12 protein-coding genes are annotated in these 12370 nt (G+C 68.0%); all 12 read right to left on the reverse strand.

Annotation, left to right across the window (positions count from 1 at the left end):
• Positions 1-109: 109 nt before the first annotated feature.
• The 12 genes from ACFOPI_RS04755 to ACFOPI_RS04810 all read right to left on the reverse strand — a co-directional run bounded on the left by ACFOPI_RS04755 (position 110) and on the right by ACFOPI_RS04810 (position 12279).
• Entirely contained in the window at positions 110-385 is a 276-nt protein-coding gene (locus tag ACFOPI_RS04755; protein WP_382171504.1) for a DUF2274 domain-containing protein, read from the reverse strand.
• A complete protein-coding gene (locus ACFOPI_RS04760) occupies positions 382-1695 on the reverse strand; it encodes a TrbI/VirB10 family protein (protein ID WP_382173056.1) in 1314 nt (437 codons plus the stop codon). The genes ACFOPI_RS04755 and ACFOPI_RS04760 overlap by 4 nt, the downstream gene beginning before the upstream one ends.
• Before the next feature lie 8 nt (positions 1696-1703).
• Positions 1704-2717 carry a P-type conjugative transfer protein TrbG gene (gene trbG / locus ACFOPI_RS04765; RefSeq protein WP_382171507.1) on the reverse strand — a complete coding sequence of 338 codons (1014 nt, stop codon included), beginning with the start codon at positions 2715-2717 and terminating at the stop codon, positions 1704-1706.
• Positions 2714-3418, reverse strand: a complete 705-nt coding sequence (gene trbF, locus ACFOPI_RS04770) for a conjugal transfer protein TrbF (protein WP_382171510.1) — start codon at positions 3416-3418, stop codon at positions 2714-2716. Before trbF ends, trbG begins: the two co-directional genes overlap by 4 nt.
• A gap of 12 nt (positions 3419-3430) precedes the next feature.
• Entirely contained in the window at positions 3431-4798 is a 1368-nt protein-coding gene (gene trbL / locus ACFOPI_RS04775) for a P-type conjugative transfer protein TrbL (protein WP_382171512.1), read from the reverse strand.
• A gap of 18 nt (positions 4799-4816) precedes the next feature.
• Entirely contained in the window at positions 4817-5590 is a 774-nt protein-coding gene (trbJ, locus tag ACFOPI_RS04780) for a P-type conjugative transfer protein TrbJ (RefSeq protein WP_382171515.1), read from the reverse strand.
• A complete protein-coding gene (gene trbE, locus ACFOPI_RS04785; RefSeq protein ID WP_382171517.1) occupies positions 5587-8034 on the reverse strand; it encodes a conjugal transfer protein TrbE in 2448 nt (815 codons plus the stop codon). The genes trbJ and trbE overlap by 4 nt, the downstream gene beginning before the upstream one ends.
• A gap of 10 nt (positions 8035-8044) precedes the next feature.
• Complete coding sequence (locus ACFOPI_RS04790) at positions 8045-8329, reverse strand: VirB3 family type IV secretion system protein (RefSeq protein ID WP_382171520.1); 285 nt, start codon at positions 8327-8329, stop codon at positions 8045-8047.
• A complete protein-coding gene (locus ACFOPI_RS04795; protein ID WP_449272017.1) occupies positions 8326-8634 on the reverse strand; it encodes a TrbC/VirB2 family protein in 309 nt (102 codons plus the stop codon). The genes ACFOPI_RS04790 and ACFOPI_RS04795 overlap by 4 nt, the downstream gene beginning before the upstream one ends.
• Positions 8635-8726: 92 nt before the next feature.
• Complete coding sequence (gene trbB / locus ACFOPI_RS04800; protein WP_382171524.1) at positions 8727-9770, reverse strand: P-type conjugative transfer ATPase TrbB; 1044 nt, start codon at positions 9768-9770, stop codon at positions 8727-8729.
• Positions 9767-10261, reverse strand: coding sequence for a CopG family transcriptional regulator (locus ACFOPI_RS04805; RefSeq protein ID WP_382171526.1), 495 nt, complete (start codon positions 10259-10261; stop codon positions 9767-9769). Before ACFOPI_RS04805 ends, trbB begins: the two co-directional genes overlap by 4 nt.
• Positions 10258-12279 carry a conjugal transfer protein TraG gene (locus ACFOPI_RS04810; protein ID WP_382171529.1) on the reverse strand — a complete coding sequence of 674 codons (2022 nt, stop codon included), beginning with the start codon at positions 12277-12279 and terminating at the stop codon, positions 10258-10260. The genes ACFOPI_RS04805 and ACFOPI_RS04810 overlap by 4 nt, the downstream gene beginning before the upstream one ends.
• Positions 12280-12370 lie beyond the last annotated feature (91 nt).

The following is a 12370-nucleotide window of genomic DNA, read 5'->3' on the forward strand; positions in this document are numbered from 1 at the left end:
ATGGAGCTGCCCACCCACACGCCATTCTTGACTTTGTGGTGTGCCGCGTTCTCGCTACCAACTAACCCAAGATGTGGCCAGATGGGCTCAAACGTTTTCACCAAGCAGTTCATTCCAGTACCCTGCCAGCATCGGCCGACTTGGTCGACGCCAATGGAGTTTTACCTTTGGCATCTCCTCGCCTGAATCCTCGGTCCCTGGCCATGAACGCTGCCAGCATGTGCGGAATCAGCGCCAGAGCATCCGTCGCCTCGCCATAGGTCTGAGCGTGCAGAGTGGCGTAGCGATCCAGCTCGGCTTTCAGGTCGGACGGACAAGAGAAGGTCAGCTTGACGCTTTCGGTCTTGGGAAGGGGCCCCAGGCGTAGCCTTGTGCTCGTGCTCATCGTTGCGCTCCTCGAACAAAGAACAGTGGCTGGTAGGGCCGCAGCACCAGGTCTCGGTTGACGATGACGCGCATGGGCAAACCCGGTCGCGCGGTCAGTGTCGGTTGGATGTTCAGGTTGCGGCGGGTCACTTCCTGGCCGATCTGGTTCACGCTGTCCTGCAGGCTGTCGCGTCCGGCGATCACGATGCGGTTGCCGTCCTGCCGGTTCTCGGGTGCGGCCAGCTCGGCACCGATGCCCAGCAGCGAGGTCAGTGCGGCCCCTGCGAAGACGCGATCCCAGTGCCAGTCCACGCCATCTTCGAGCCCGGCCCGGCCGGCAGGGTCGGAACCCACCAGGTTGTCCAGTGTCAGTGACGACGTGTCGGGCAGGATCACCCGGTTCCACACCACCTGCACCCGGCTCTGGCCATAGCTCACCTGGCTGTTGTAGCGCCCGAGGATGCGAGATCCCTGCGGGATCAGCAGGTGTTTGCCGGTGGCGGTGTCGTAGACCGGCTCGGTGACCGTGGCGATCACGTCGCCGGGCAGGTCGGACTGGATTCCGGTGACCAAGGCACCGGCGATCACCGTGCCCGCCATCACTTGGTATGGCGAGGCGGGCAGTTGCAACGAGCCGGAATTGCGTGTTTCCGTGGAAGCGGTTTTCTGGAAAGCCTCCTTCTGGTCTTGCCGGTTCTGTGACGCCGTGGCGTCGGCACCGCTGGCCTGCGCTGGCGTGGACGCCGGGCCAGCTGCCATGGGGTCGAAACCCGTCAGGCTGCTTAGCACCGAGCTCGGGGTGCCAGGGGCCGCAGCGGTCGGCGCAGCAGTTGCCGCGCGCTGCGAACCATTGCGAAAAAACACCGATGCGGCGGCAGCCTGCTCGGACTCCTTGCGCCGGGCATCACGCTCTGATGCGGCAGGGTCGTGTCCCGGTGGCGAATAGCTCGGGACCACCGGCTGTTTCGACTTGACGATGGCTGGGCCCAGGTCGCCGGGCAAGGGAGGCCCCAACTCCGGCACCGGTGCCGGGGCAGGTGGCGGTAACTTGGAGTAGTCCGCCGGCAACCGCCCCAGGCCTTCGGAGCGCGAGACGCGATCAACGTTGAACAGCTCGGCGGGCTCGCTGGACTCCCGGCGTGACTTGGGCTGCAGCGACCAGACCGTCGCCCCCAACACGCCCAAGGCCAGCAGGCCCGCCAGCAGCGCGAGGCTGCGGCGATTGAGCCGGGTCACCGGTCGCGGCTGGGCGCGCAGCGCCATCGATTCGGGCGACACCTTGGCCGCCGCAGGGCGGCCGGGCGCGCCCGACGGTGCGGGGTCGTGCATGGGCATGTTCAGTTCCTCCGGGCGGTCGGCAGCCATCCGTCCGTTCGCTCGATGCGGACCACGTCGCCCTTGTCGGCGCCCAGCCGCAGTTCCGCCGCACCAAACAGGCGGTCGACGATGTAGTAGGGCGAGCGGAAGCGGTAGTTCACCAGCTGTCCATCGCCCTGCGCGCCGATGACGAACAGCGGCGGCAACTCGCCTTGCGCGATGCCGGCCGGGAACTGGATGTAGACCTTCTCGCCATCGTCAAAGGCCCGCAAGGGCTTCCAGGGCGGTGTGCTGCCGCTGATCGCGTAGCGGAAGCGCAGGCGTTCCAGCGACAGCCCCGCATCCACCGGCGCCGCTGTCTGCGCCGCCTGGGCCTGGCGCTGCAAGGCCAGCATGCGGTCCTTGGGATAGTCCCAGGACACCGAAGCCATCCAAGCCTTCTCGGTCGAGGTCAGCTCGATCAGGTAGGTGCGCCGGTTGGTGGTGATCACCAGGTTGGTCTTCAGGCCGGTGCGTACGGGCTTGACCAGCACGTTCACGCGCAGTGCATCGCCGGCTCCGCTGGACGTGTCGCCCACGATCCAGCGCACTGTGTCGCCGGCTGCCACCGTGACCAACTCTTCGCCCGCCTGCAGCGAAATCACCGTCACGCGGCCCGGCGCTGCGTAGACCTGGTACAGCGCACCGTCGGTGTAGGGCCAGACCTGGATCGCATTGACGTAGCCCTCACGCGTCGGCGCGACCCGGGCCTCTTCGTTGGCCCTTGACACCCGCAGCCGTTCGTCCACGGGCTCGGACACCGGCGGCTTGTCCTGCGCTGCAGGCAGCGGCTTCATCTGCGAGGGCATGGGCAGCACCTGCGGTATCGCGACCACCTCCACCGGCTCGGGCGGCTCGGGCAGGGGCTGCGCCATCACTGGCTCGTCCAGCGGGATCACGGGGGGCGGCGTGCCTTGCGACGCGCAACCCGTCAGGGCCGCAGCAACGGCGATCGCACTGAAGAGCAGGCGCTGGGTCGGGTTCGGGGTGTTCATGGTTTGCTTCCTTCGTTTGCATCCAGTTCGCGGCTCCAGGACAGGCCGTTGACGTAGATGCCCAGAGGGTTCTTGCGCAGGCGCTGCTCGGTGCGCGGCGTCTGCAACACGGTGGAGACCACGGCCGTCCACCGCTCGGTGCCGGTCGGCGCGCCGTTGACGTAGCGCTGTTCGGTCCAGCGCACGTTGAACGAAGCGTCACTGGCGCGGACCACGCTGGTGATCTGCACCGTCACTGACTCCTTGCCAACCCGCACGAACGGGTCGTTGGTGCGGGCGTATTCGTTGAGCAAGGCGGCCCCGCGGTCGGTCGTGTAGTCGTAGGCGTCCAGCCAGTTCTGCCGCACCACGATCGGGTCGATGGACAGCGAACGCACCAGCGTCACGAAGCGGGCCAGGTGGTGCGCAATCTGTGCATCGCCGGGGCGGTAGGGTGAGGCAGCCTCGCCCACGGTGCGCACCTGACCTGCCTGATCCACCTCCACCACGTAAGGCGTCACGATGGATTGAGCCGAGCGCCAGACCAGACCGCCGGTCATCAGCAAGGCCAGCGACAGGCAACCGAAGGCCATCAGGCGCCAGTTGTGGGCCTGCACGCGGGCCGAGCCGATGCGCTCGTCCCAGGCCTGCGCGGCCGATTGGTAGGGGGTGGCAGGCTGCGGCGTATCGGCATAGCGCACCTGCGGTCGTTTGAATCGCATACTGGGTTCTCCTCAGGAGTCCGAATCACGAAGGCTGGGCCCGCTGCCCGAACCGCCCCCATCGCCACCGCGCAGGGTGTGCGCGGCCGTCGTGGCGGCGTGCCCCATCTGCTGGCGCCGGCGCATGCGCTGCGCCCAGGCGGGCTCGGTGGCTGGGGGCGGGCTGGAGGACGCTGTGGCGGCCGACTCGGCGCTGGCAGCCGCTGGCGCGGCAGCGTCCGCCACGAAGCCCGAGACCTTGTCCTTCACGGCCTTGGCGCCATCGGCCAGTTTTTGTCCCACCGCGCTGGAGCCAGTGCGGGCGACGTTGGCAACGCCAGCTCCGGCGGCGCGCAGCGGACCACCAGAGGACGCGGCAGCGCCGGTCTCGTAGGCGGACTTCGCGCCGGCCGCAAGGCCACTGGCCGAACGGGCGGCCGAGGCGCCGCTGCCGATCGCGGCCCGTGCCGCGCCGGGCGCCATGCGTGCGCCGGCGGCCACGGCCGCTCCGACACCCGCCACGGCAGCGCCACCTGCCACCGCCAGACCCGTGGCGCCCAGCGCCGTGCCGGCCGCCGCGCCCGCACCCAGCTGCGGCGCGCCGGACACCAGGCCGGTCGCGATACCGGGCCCGAAGATGCCCAGTCCCAGCAATGAGAGTGAGGCCAGCATCACCACCAGCGCGTGGTCGATGGAGGGTTCGGCCGGTGCGGTCTGGAACTGGGCGAACAGTCCCGTTCCGATGCCCACGATCACCGCGAGCACCAGCACCTTGATGCCCGAAGACACCACGTTGCCCAGCACCTTCTCGGCCAGGAAGGTAGTCTTGTTCCACAAGGCGAAGGGCACCAAAACGAAGCCAGCCAGCGTCGTTAGCTTGAACTCCAGCAGCGTCACGAAGAGCTGCACGGCCAGCACGAAGAAGCTCACGATCACCGTAAGCCAGGCCAGGAACAGCACCACGATGGGCGCGATGTTGATGAACACCTCCGGAAAGCCGGACAGGTCGCTGATTTGCTTCAGGATCGGGGCCGCCGCATCAATGCCGGCTTTGGCCAGGTGGCCCGGCTGCAGGAAGGTGGCCAGGCTCATGCCCGAGCCGCTGGCCTGAAGGCCCAGGCCGGCAAACGAGCGGAACACGATGCCCGACAGGCTGTTGAAGTTGCCGATGATGTAGGCGAAGGTACCCACGTAAAGCACCTTGCGGATCAGCTTCGCCATCACGTCCTCGCCATGGCCGGTGGCATGGCCCATGGCCCAGAACAGGCCGGCCAGGGTCATGTCGATGGCCACCAGCGTGGCGGTGAGGAAGGCGACCTCGCCGTTCAGCAACCCGAAACCCGAGTCGATGTAGGTGGAGAAAGTGTTCAGGAAGCGGTCGATGACGGCGACGTCGTCCATGGCAGGGCTCCCGTTGTTTCAGTGGCCGTAGAAGCTCACGCCCTGCGGCGTGTAGCCCGTGCCACTGCCGATGAAGCGGCGCGTCACCTCGCGGCCGCGCTCGATGGCGGCGGCCTGCCGGGCCAGTTCCAGCGAGGAGGCACGGTCCTGCGTCAGCATCAGCTGCTGCGACTGGATGGACTGCTTGGCCTGCAGGGCCAGCAGCTGGTTGGTGGCCTGCATGGCCTGCAGCGCGCCGGTGGCCGACTGGCTCTGGCTGACCAGGTCGGCCAGCACGCCTTCGTCCAGGCTCAGGTTCTGCGACACCTGGGCCTGCATCTGCATGGCGGTCTGCAGGCCGTTGAGCGTGTTCTTCCAGCGCTGGCGCGCGTCCTGGAACATCTGGTTGCCGCTCACGGTGGCGGCGTACTGCTCGGGATAGAGGCGGGCGAACTCGGCGTCGAGGTTCGACACCTGGTAGGCCAGGCCCTGGGCCTGGGCAATCAGTTGCCGCGTCGTGTCCAGCGTCGAGCGCAGGCGGTTGACCACGTTGAACGGCAGGCTCGCGAGGTTGCGCGCCTGGTTCATCAGCATCTGCGCCTCGTTCTGCAGCTGGCGGATCTGGTTGTTGATCTGCTCCAGCGTGCGCGCGGCGGTCATGGTGTTCTGCACCAGATTGACCGGGTCCAGAACGATGTCGCCAACGCCGAAGAGTGCGTGCGCGGGCTGCATGACGCCCAGGGTCAGCGCGGCGGCGGTGGCCAGCGCTGTCAGGCGGGTCTTGAGGGCGCGGGTGGGGAACTGAAAGCTCATGGCGTTTCTCCTGAAGGTCGGGCATGCCCGGGTTGGTGGTGGGGGTGTTGGTGAAAAAGATCGGCCGCCCAGTCCAGGCCACGGCGGTGCAGCCAGGCAGGGGCGAAGCCATCGGACGGGTGCGAAGCCAGTACCTCGTCGATCAGCCGCTGGTCTTGCGGTGTGGATGCGCCGGCGAAGGCCAGGGCCACGGGTCCGAGGTCCAGGTCGAACAGGCGGTTGCCGAACCGCGACTGGTAGTAGTAGTCGCGCTTGGGCACGGCGGTGGCCACGATCTCGATCTGCCGGCGGTTCAGGCCGAAGGCTTCGTAGATCGAGCGCACCTGTGGTTCGGTGGCCTGCGGGTTCGGCAGGAAGATGCGGCTCGCGCAGCTTTCCACGATGGCTGGCGCGATGCTTGAGCCCTGGATGTCGGCCAGGCTCTGCGTGGCGAACAGCACCGACACGTTCTTCTTGCGCAGCGTCTTGAGCCACTGGCGGATGCGAGCCGCGAACACCGGGTCGTCCAGGAACAGCCAGGACTCGTCCAGCATCAGCAGGGTGGGGGCACCATCGAAGCGCGCCTCGAAGCGTACGAACAGGTAGCCCAGCACGGCCATCACCGCCGCACGGCTGCCCATCAGCTCTTCCATCTCGAAGCACTGCACGTCGGCCGTGCCCAGGCGGTCGTGGTCTGCGTCCAGCAGCTTGCCGTGGGCGCCGCCCAGCACGTAGGGCGCGAGCGCCTGGCGCAGCGCATTGGACTGCAGCAGCACCGACAGACCGGTGAGCGTGCGCTGCTCGCGCGGCGCGCCGGCCAGGCTGCCCAATGCCGACCAGATCGCGGCCTTCTCGTCCGGCCCGATGGCCACGCCCTCGTGCACCAGTCGGCCTTCGACCCACTCGGCGGCCCAGCTGCGGTAGCCCACCTGGTCGATGCCGGCCAGTGGCTGGAAGGCGATGTCGCCATCGCTGCCCAGGTCGTAGTGCTCGCCACCAAGGCCCAGCACCGTGGCGCGCATGGAACGGCCCATGTCGAAAGCGAAGATGCGCGAACCGGAGTAGCGCCGGAACTGCAGGGCCAGCAAGGCTAGCAGCACCGACTTGCCCATGCCGGTTGGTCCCACCACCAGGGTATGACCCACGTCACCGACGTGGGTCACCAGCCGGAACGGCGTGGAGCCTTCGGTGCGGGTCACGACCAGCGGCGGACCGTCCAGGTGCCGGTTGCGCTCCGGTCCTGCCCACACCGCCGACACCGGCATCAGGTGCGCCAGGTTCAGTGTCGAGACGATGGGCTGGCGTACGTTGGCGTAGGCGTTGCCCGGGATCGACGACAGCCAGGCCTCCACCGCGTTCAGCGTCTCCGGGATGGTGACGAAGCCGCGCCCCTGGATCACGCGCTCGGCCATGCGCAGCTTCTCGTCGGCAGCGGTCGCGTCGGCATCGAGCACCGTGACGGTGGCGGTCACGTAGCCAAAGGCCACCTGGTCGCTGCCCAGCTCCTGCAGGGCAGCGTCGGCGTCGGCGGCCTTGTTGCCGGCGTCGGTGTCCACCAGCGGCGACTCCTGCTGGAACAGCGTCTCGCGCAGCAGGGCCAGCACGTTCTTGCGCTTGGCGAACCACTGCCGGCGCAGCCGGCCCAGCTCCTTCTCGGCCTCTGCCTTGTCCATGCACAGGAAGCGCGTGGACCAGCGGTAACCGAAGCCGAGCCGGTTCAGATCGTCCAGCACGCCGGGCCAGGTGGACGTGGGGAACCCGCGCACCGTGGCCACCCGCAGATGAGCGTCACCCAGCATGGGCGCCAGACCACCCAGCAGGGGCGCGTCGGCCAACAACGCATCCAGGTGGAACGGGACCTCAGGCACTGCCACCGGGTAGGTGCGTGGCGACACCGTGGTATGCAGGTAGCTCAACGTGTCGGCGTCCTGCAGCCAGGCGATCTCCGGCATCACGCCGTCGAGCAGGTCGAATACGCGGTCGGTCTCGGCGATGAAGGCGGCCAGCCGTTCGCGCCAGTCCACACCGGTGCTGGAGCGGTTTTCGTAGAGCAGGCTGGCGGCTCGTGCGCGCGACTCTTCGGGGGGCAGGTACTGCAGGGTGAAGTGGTAGCGGCTCTCAAAGTGGCTGGCCGATTCCTCGAAGGCTGCGCGCCGCTCTTCGTCCACCAGCCACGACAGCGCGTCCGGAAAGGACGAACGCGGGTAGTCGGCCGCTGGCCGGCGCTCGGCGTCCACGTACAGCGCCCAGCCTGAGCCCAGGCGGCGCAACGCGTTGTTCAGGCGCGCGGTGGTGGACACCAGTTCGCCCTGCGTGGCACTGTCCAGGTCAGGGCCTCTGAAGCGTGCGGTGCGCTGGAACGAGCCGTCCTTGTTCAGCACCACACCGGGCGCCACCAGCCCGGCCCAGGGCAGCCAGTCGGCCAGCAGGGCGGGGCGTTGCCGGTACTCGGATAGGTTGAGCATGGCGTCGTCCTCACACGTCCAGTAGCGGCTTGTGCTTCAGGTGCCGGGCAAAAACCGTCATGAACTGCGGATCGGCCCGCGCACCCCAGACCGCCAGCGAATGGCCCACGATCCACAGCACGGCACCCGGAATCCACAGTTGCAGGCCCAGGCCCACGGCGGCGGCCAGCGTCCCGTTGGCGATGGCCACCGTGCGCGGCGCGCCCCCCATCAGGATGGGCTCGGTCAGCGAGCGGTGCAGCGGAATCTCGAAGCCGCTGGCCAGGGAGGCCGCATGCTCGGCACCGCTGCTCATACCAGTGCCCCACCCGAGAAGCTGAAGAAGCTCAGGAAGAAGGACGAGGCCGCGAAGGCGATCGACAGGCCGAAGACGATCTGGATCAGCTTCCGAAAGCCGCCAGAGGTGTCACCAAAGGCCAGGGCCAGGCCGGTGGCAATGATGATGATCACGGCCACGATACGGGCCACCGGACCCTGAATCGAGTCCAGGATGGACTGCAGCGGACCCTCCCAGGGCATGCTGGAGCCGGCCGCCGTGGCCGTGCCAGCCAGGCTCAGCATGACGGCAGCGGTGAGCAGGCCCTGACGGGCGGGCTGCATCAGCCGGTTCAAGCGGCGCAGGCTGGCTGTTCGCGAGGACACCAGCAGGCGGGTGAACGGTTGGGCAAAGGAGCGCAGAGCAGTCGAAGGGGTCATGAAAGATCTCCGGGTGGGGTTGAGGAAGGGGAGTCCACCGCTGAGGGCGGGGAGGGCGCTGGCAGTTCAGGCAATGGCTCGTTCACCGACACCAGGTGGTAACCGGTGCTGTCGTGTCCTTTGACGTGGGCAATCGTCTCGATGCGGCGCTTGCGTCCGCGACCGGCGATGTACACCACCACGTTGATCGCCTCGGCGATCAGGGCGCGCGGTGGGTTCACCGCGACCTCCAGGATCAGTTGCTCCACCCGCAGCAACGCTCCGAGTGCGGAGCCGGCATGAATGGTGGCGATGCCGCCAGGGTGGCCGGTGCCCCAGACCTTGACCAGGTCCAGCGCCTCGCCACCGCGTACCTCGCCCACCACCACGCGGTCGGGCCGCAGCCGCATCGTGGCGCGCACCAGCTCGGTCATCGAGACGGCACCGGCGCGTGTGCGCAGCGGCACGTGGTCGCGCGCGGCGCACTGCAGTTCAATCGTGTCTTCGAGCACCAGCACCCGGTCGCCGGTGGCGGCGATCTCGGCCAACAACGCGTTGGCCAGTGTGGTCTTGCCGGTGCTGGTGCCGCCCGCGATCAGGATGTTCTGCCGCTCTTGCACGGCCCGACGCAGGAAGTCGGCCTGATCTGCGCTCATCATCCCGTCGGCCACGTAGTGGTCCAGCGGGATCACGCCCACGGCACGCTTGCGCAGCGCGAAGGCCGGCCCCGGTGCGGCCGGGGGCAGTACACCTTCGAAGCGTTCACCCGTCTCGGGCAGCTCGGCGGTGAGCAGCGGCTGGCCCCGGTGGACCTCGGCACCCACGTGGGCCGCCACCAGGCGAATGATGCGTTCACCATCGGTCGCGGACAGTGTCACACCCGTGGGCGCCCGCCCGGTCGAAAGCCGGTCGATCCAGAGCGTGCCGTCGGGGTTGAGCAGCACCTCCACCACGTCCAGGTCTTCGAGCGCGGCCGCGATCATCGGCCCCATGGCCGTGCGCAGCATGCGGACACGACGATCTAGCGTGGTCTTTTCGTGGCTGGGTGGCGGGGTCGTCATGGGGTTGGACCATCCTCGGGAGGGGATGGGTCCACGCGGCCCATCTCTGCGGCCTCGTCCAGTTGCCGGTTCAGGCCCTGTTCCTGCGGATGAAGTTCCTCAATCACGTCGCGCACCAGGCTGCGACCGCGCAACAGATGGCGGCCCAGCTGTTCAACGAATTGTTCGAATCGCGCCTTGCCTTGTGCGCGGGCTGCATCCTGGTGACCCTCAGGCACCGGTGTGCTCACGGTCAGGTAGTAGCGGATGAACAGGGCCAGGGTCTCGATCTCGATGTTCTGGTCGCGCTCCAGCCGCTCGAACTGGCGCGAGAGCCGATCCAGCCGCTTGGCGACGGCGGCCTCCCGCTGATCGCCCGAGTCCGGCGACAGCCACGAGGCCAGCGCCGCCGCGACGATGGACGACTTGGATACGCCTTTCTTGGTCGCCACCTCTTCGAGGCGACGGGCATGCTCGGGCGGAATGAACAGGTTGAGGCGGTACTGGCTCATGGTGCTATGCCGTCGTCGGGGTCGAGTGCGGCCAGGCGCGCCGCGCGCTGCAGGGCCGGGTCGAGCTGGCTGGGGAGGGGCAGGGGGGCGTCGTCGTCATCGAGCAGCGCCAGGTCATTGGTCAGTGCATCGAGCTCGGGTTGCGGCGTGGTCATTGTTGTCAGCTCCGGCTGCAGGCGGGGACCGCCTTCATCGGCAGCCATGCCGGCCAAGAAGGCAGGGCGCAGTGCAGTGGTCGCCATCGGCACCGCCAGTGCGTACCAGTTGTCTGCCCGTAGCGGTGGCGCATCGGGGTAGGGGCCCGCAATCAGGACGGGCGACGGCAATACGCGGCGCTGGAAGTTGGCGTCGGCGTAGTAGCGCAGCTTGCGGGCCTTGACCGGCGGCACGCTGGAGACCATCACCACCGCTTCGTCGGGCGGCAACTGCATCACTTCGCCAGGGGTCAGCAGCGGGCGCGCCGTCTCCTGCCGCGAGACCATCAGATGCCCGAGCCATGGCGCCAGCCGGTGGCCGGCGTAGTTGCGCTGGGCGCGCAGCTCGGTGGCCGTGCCCAGCGTCTCGGAAATGCGCTTGGCCGTGCGTTCGTCGTTAGTGGCGAAGGTCACCCGCACGTGGCAGTTGTCCAGGATCGAATGGTTCTGGCCGTAGGCCTTGTCGATCTGGTTCAGGCTCTGCGCGATCAGGAAGCTGCGGATGCCATAACCCGCCATGAAGGCCAGCGCGGTCTCGAAGAAGTCCAGCCGGCCCAGTGCCGGGAACTCGTCGAGCATCAGAAGCAGCTTGTGTCGTCGCGCGATGCCGTCCGATCCGTCCAGTGACTCGGTCAGCCGCCGTCCAACCTGATTCAGGATCAGCCGGATCAACGGCTTGGTGCGGCTGATGTCCGATGGCGGCACCACCAGGTACAGCGACACAGGGTGCTCGGTCGAGATCAGGTCGGCGATGCGCCAGTCGCAGCGCGAGGTGACTTCCGCCACCGTTGGGTCTCGGTACAGGCCCAGGAAGCTCATGGCCGTGGACAGCACGCCCGAGCGCTCGTTCTCGCTCTTGTTGAGAACTTCGCGCGCGGCGGATGCGACGACGGGGTGCGGGCCGCCGCCTTGCTCGTTCGTCAGGTGAGGCGTCGTCATCATCCGGTGCAGCGTCACCTCGAAAGGGCAGGCCGGATCGGACAGGAAATTGGCCACGCCGCGCAGCGTCTTGTCCTCGCCCGCATAGAGCACGTGCAGGATGGCCCCCACCAGCAGCGCGTGCGAAGTCCTCTCCCAGTGGTTGCGCCGCTCCAGCGCGCCCTCCGGGTCCACCAGGATGTCGGCGATGTTCTGCACGTCGCGCACCTCGTGCTCGCCACGCCGCACTTCCAGCAGCGGGTTGTAGGCGGCCGACCGGGCATCCGTCGGGTTGAACAGCAGGCAGTGTGAGAAACGCGAGCGCCAGCCGGCTGTCAGCTGCCAGTTCTCGCCCTTAATGTCGTGGATCACGGCCGAGCCGGGCCAGGACAGCAGCGTGGGCACCACCAGACCGACGCCCTTGCCCGAACGTGTGGGCGCAAACGCCAGCACGTGTTCTGGCCCGTCGTGGCGCAGGTACTGCGAGCCATGCCGTCCAAGGAAAACGCCGGACGGGCGGTACAGCCCGGCATGCCGAACGTCATCGGCGGTGGCCCAGCGGGCTGTGCCGTAGGTGGTCACCAGCCGTGACTGCCGCGAGCGCCAGACCGACATGCCCACCGCCACGCCTACCGAAGCCAGACCGCTGCCACCCGCGATCGCGCCGCCCACGTCGAAGACATCGGGTGCGTAGGCGTCGAAGAAGAACCACCATTCGAACAGGCGCCAGGGGTGGTAGACCGGCGAGCCGAAGGCCTCGAACCACGGAGTGCCCAGACGCGCCTGGTGGCCCAGTGCCGCAGCGGTCCACTGGGTCGCACCCCACACGCCGATCACGACGACGCCCAGCACCGCTGCGACCTGACCGTAAAGAACCCCCTGGTGGCTTGCGCCCTGAGCCTGCACCTTGACCTCCGATCCAGCGGCCTGTAACGCGGGGCCGTGCGTGCGGCACGAAGGTGTGTCGCACGCATGAGGATCAAGGCTGGCTATCGGT

Source organism: Hydrogenophaga luteola (genome assembly GCF_042648585.1).
GTDB classification, from domain to species: Bacteria; Pseudomonadota; Gammaproteobacteria; order Burkholderiales; family Burkholderiaceae_C; genus Hydrogenophaga; species Hydrogenophaga luteola.

Bases quoted from the DNA above. Each gene is read 5' to 3' on its own strand.
- ACFOPI_RS04755 (WP_382171504.1), bottom strand. From the start codon at position 385: ATGAGCACGAGCACAAGGCTACGCCTGGGGCCCCTTCCCAAGACCGAA.
- ACFOPI_RS04760 (WP_382173056.1), bottom strand. From the start codon at position 1,695: ATGCACGACCCCGCACCGTCGGGCGCGCCCGGCCGCCCTGCGGCGGCC.
- trbG (WP_382171507.1), bottom strand. From the start codon at position 2,717: ATGAACACCCCGAACCCGACCCAGCGCCTGCTCTTCAGTGCGATCGCC.
- trbF (WP_382171510.1), bottom strand. From the start codon at position 3,418: ATGCGATTCAAACGACCGCAGGTGCGCTATGCCGATACGCCGCAGCCT.
- trbL (WP_382171512.1), bottom strand. From the start codon at position 4,798: ATGGACGACGTCGCCGTCATCGACCGCTTCCTGAACACTTTCTCCACC.
- trbJ (WP_382171515.1), bottom strand. From the start codon at position 5,590: ATGAGCTTTCAGTTCCCCACCCGCGCCCTCAAGACCCGCCTGACAGCG.
- trbE (WP_382171517.1), bottom strand. From the start codon at position 8,034: ATGCTCAACCTATCCGAGTACCGGCAACGCCCCGCCCTGCTGGCCGAC.
- ACFOPI_RS04790 (WP_382171520.1), bottom strand. From the start codon at position 8,329: ATGAGCAGCGGTGCCGAGCATGCGGCCTCCCTGGCCAGCGGCTTCGAG.
- ACFOPI_RS04795 (WP_449272017.1), bottom strand. From the start codon at position 8,634: ATGCAGCCCGCCCGTCAGGGCCTGCTCACCGCTGCCGTCATGCTGAGC.
- trbB (WP_382171524.1), bottom strand. From the start codon at position 9,770: ATGACGACCCCGCCACCCAGCCACGAAAAGACCACGCTAGATCGTCGT.
- ACFOPI_RS04805 (WP_382171526.1), bottom strand. From the start codon at position 10,261: ATGAGCCAGTACCGCCTCAACCTGTTCATTCCGCCCGAGCATGCCCGT.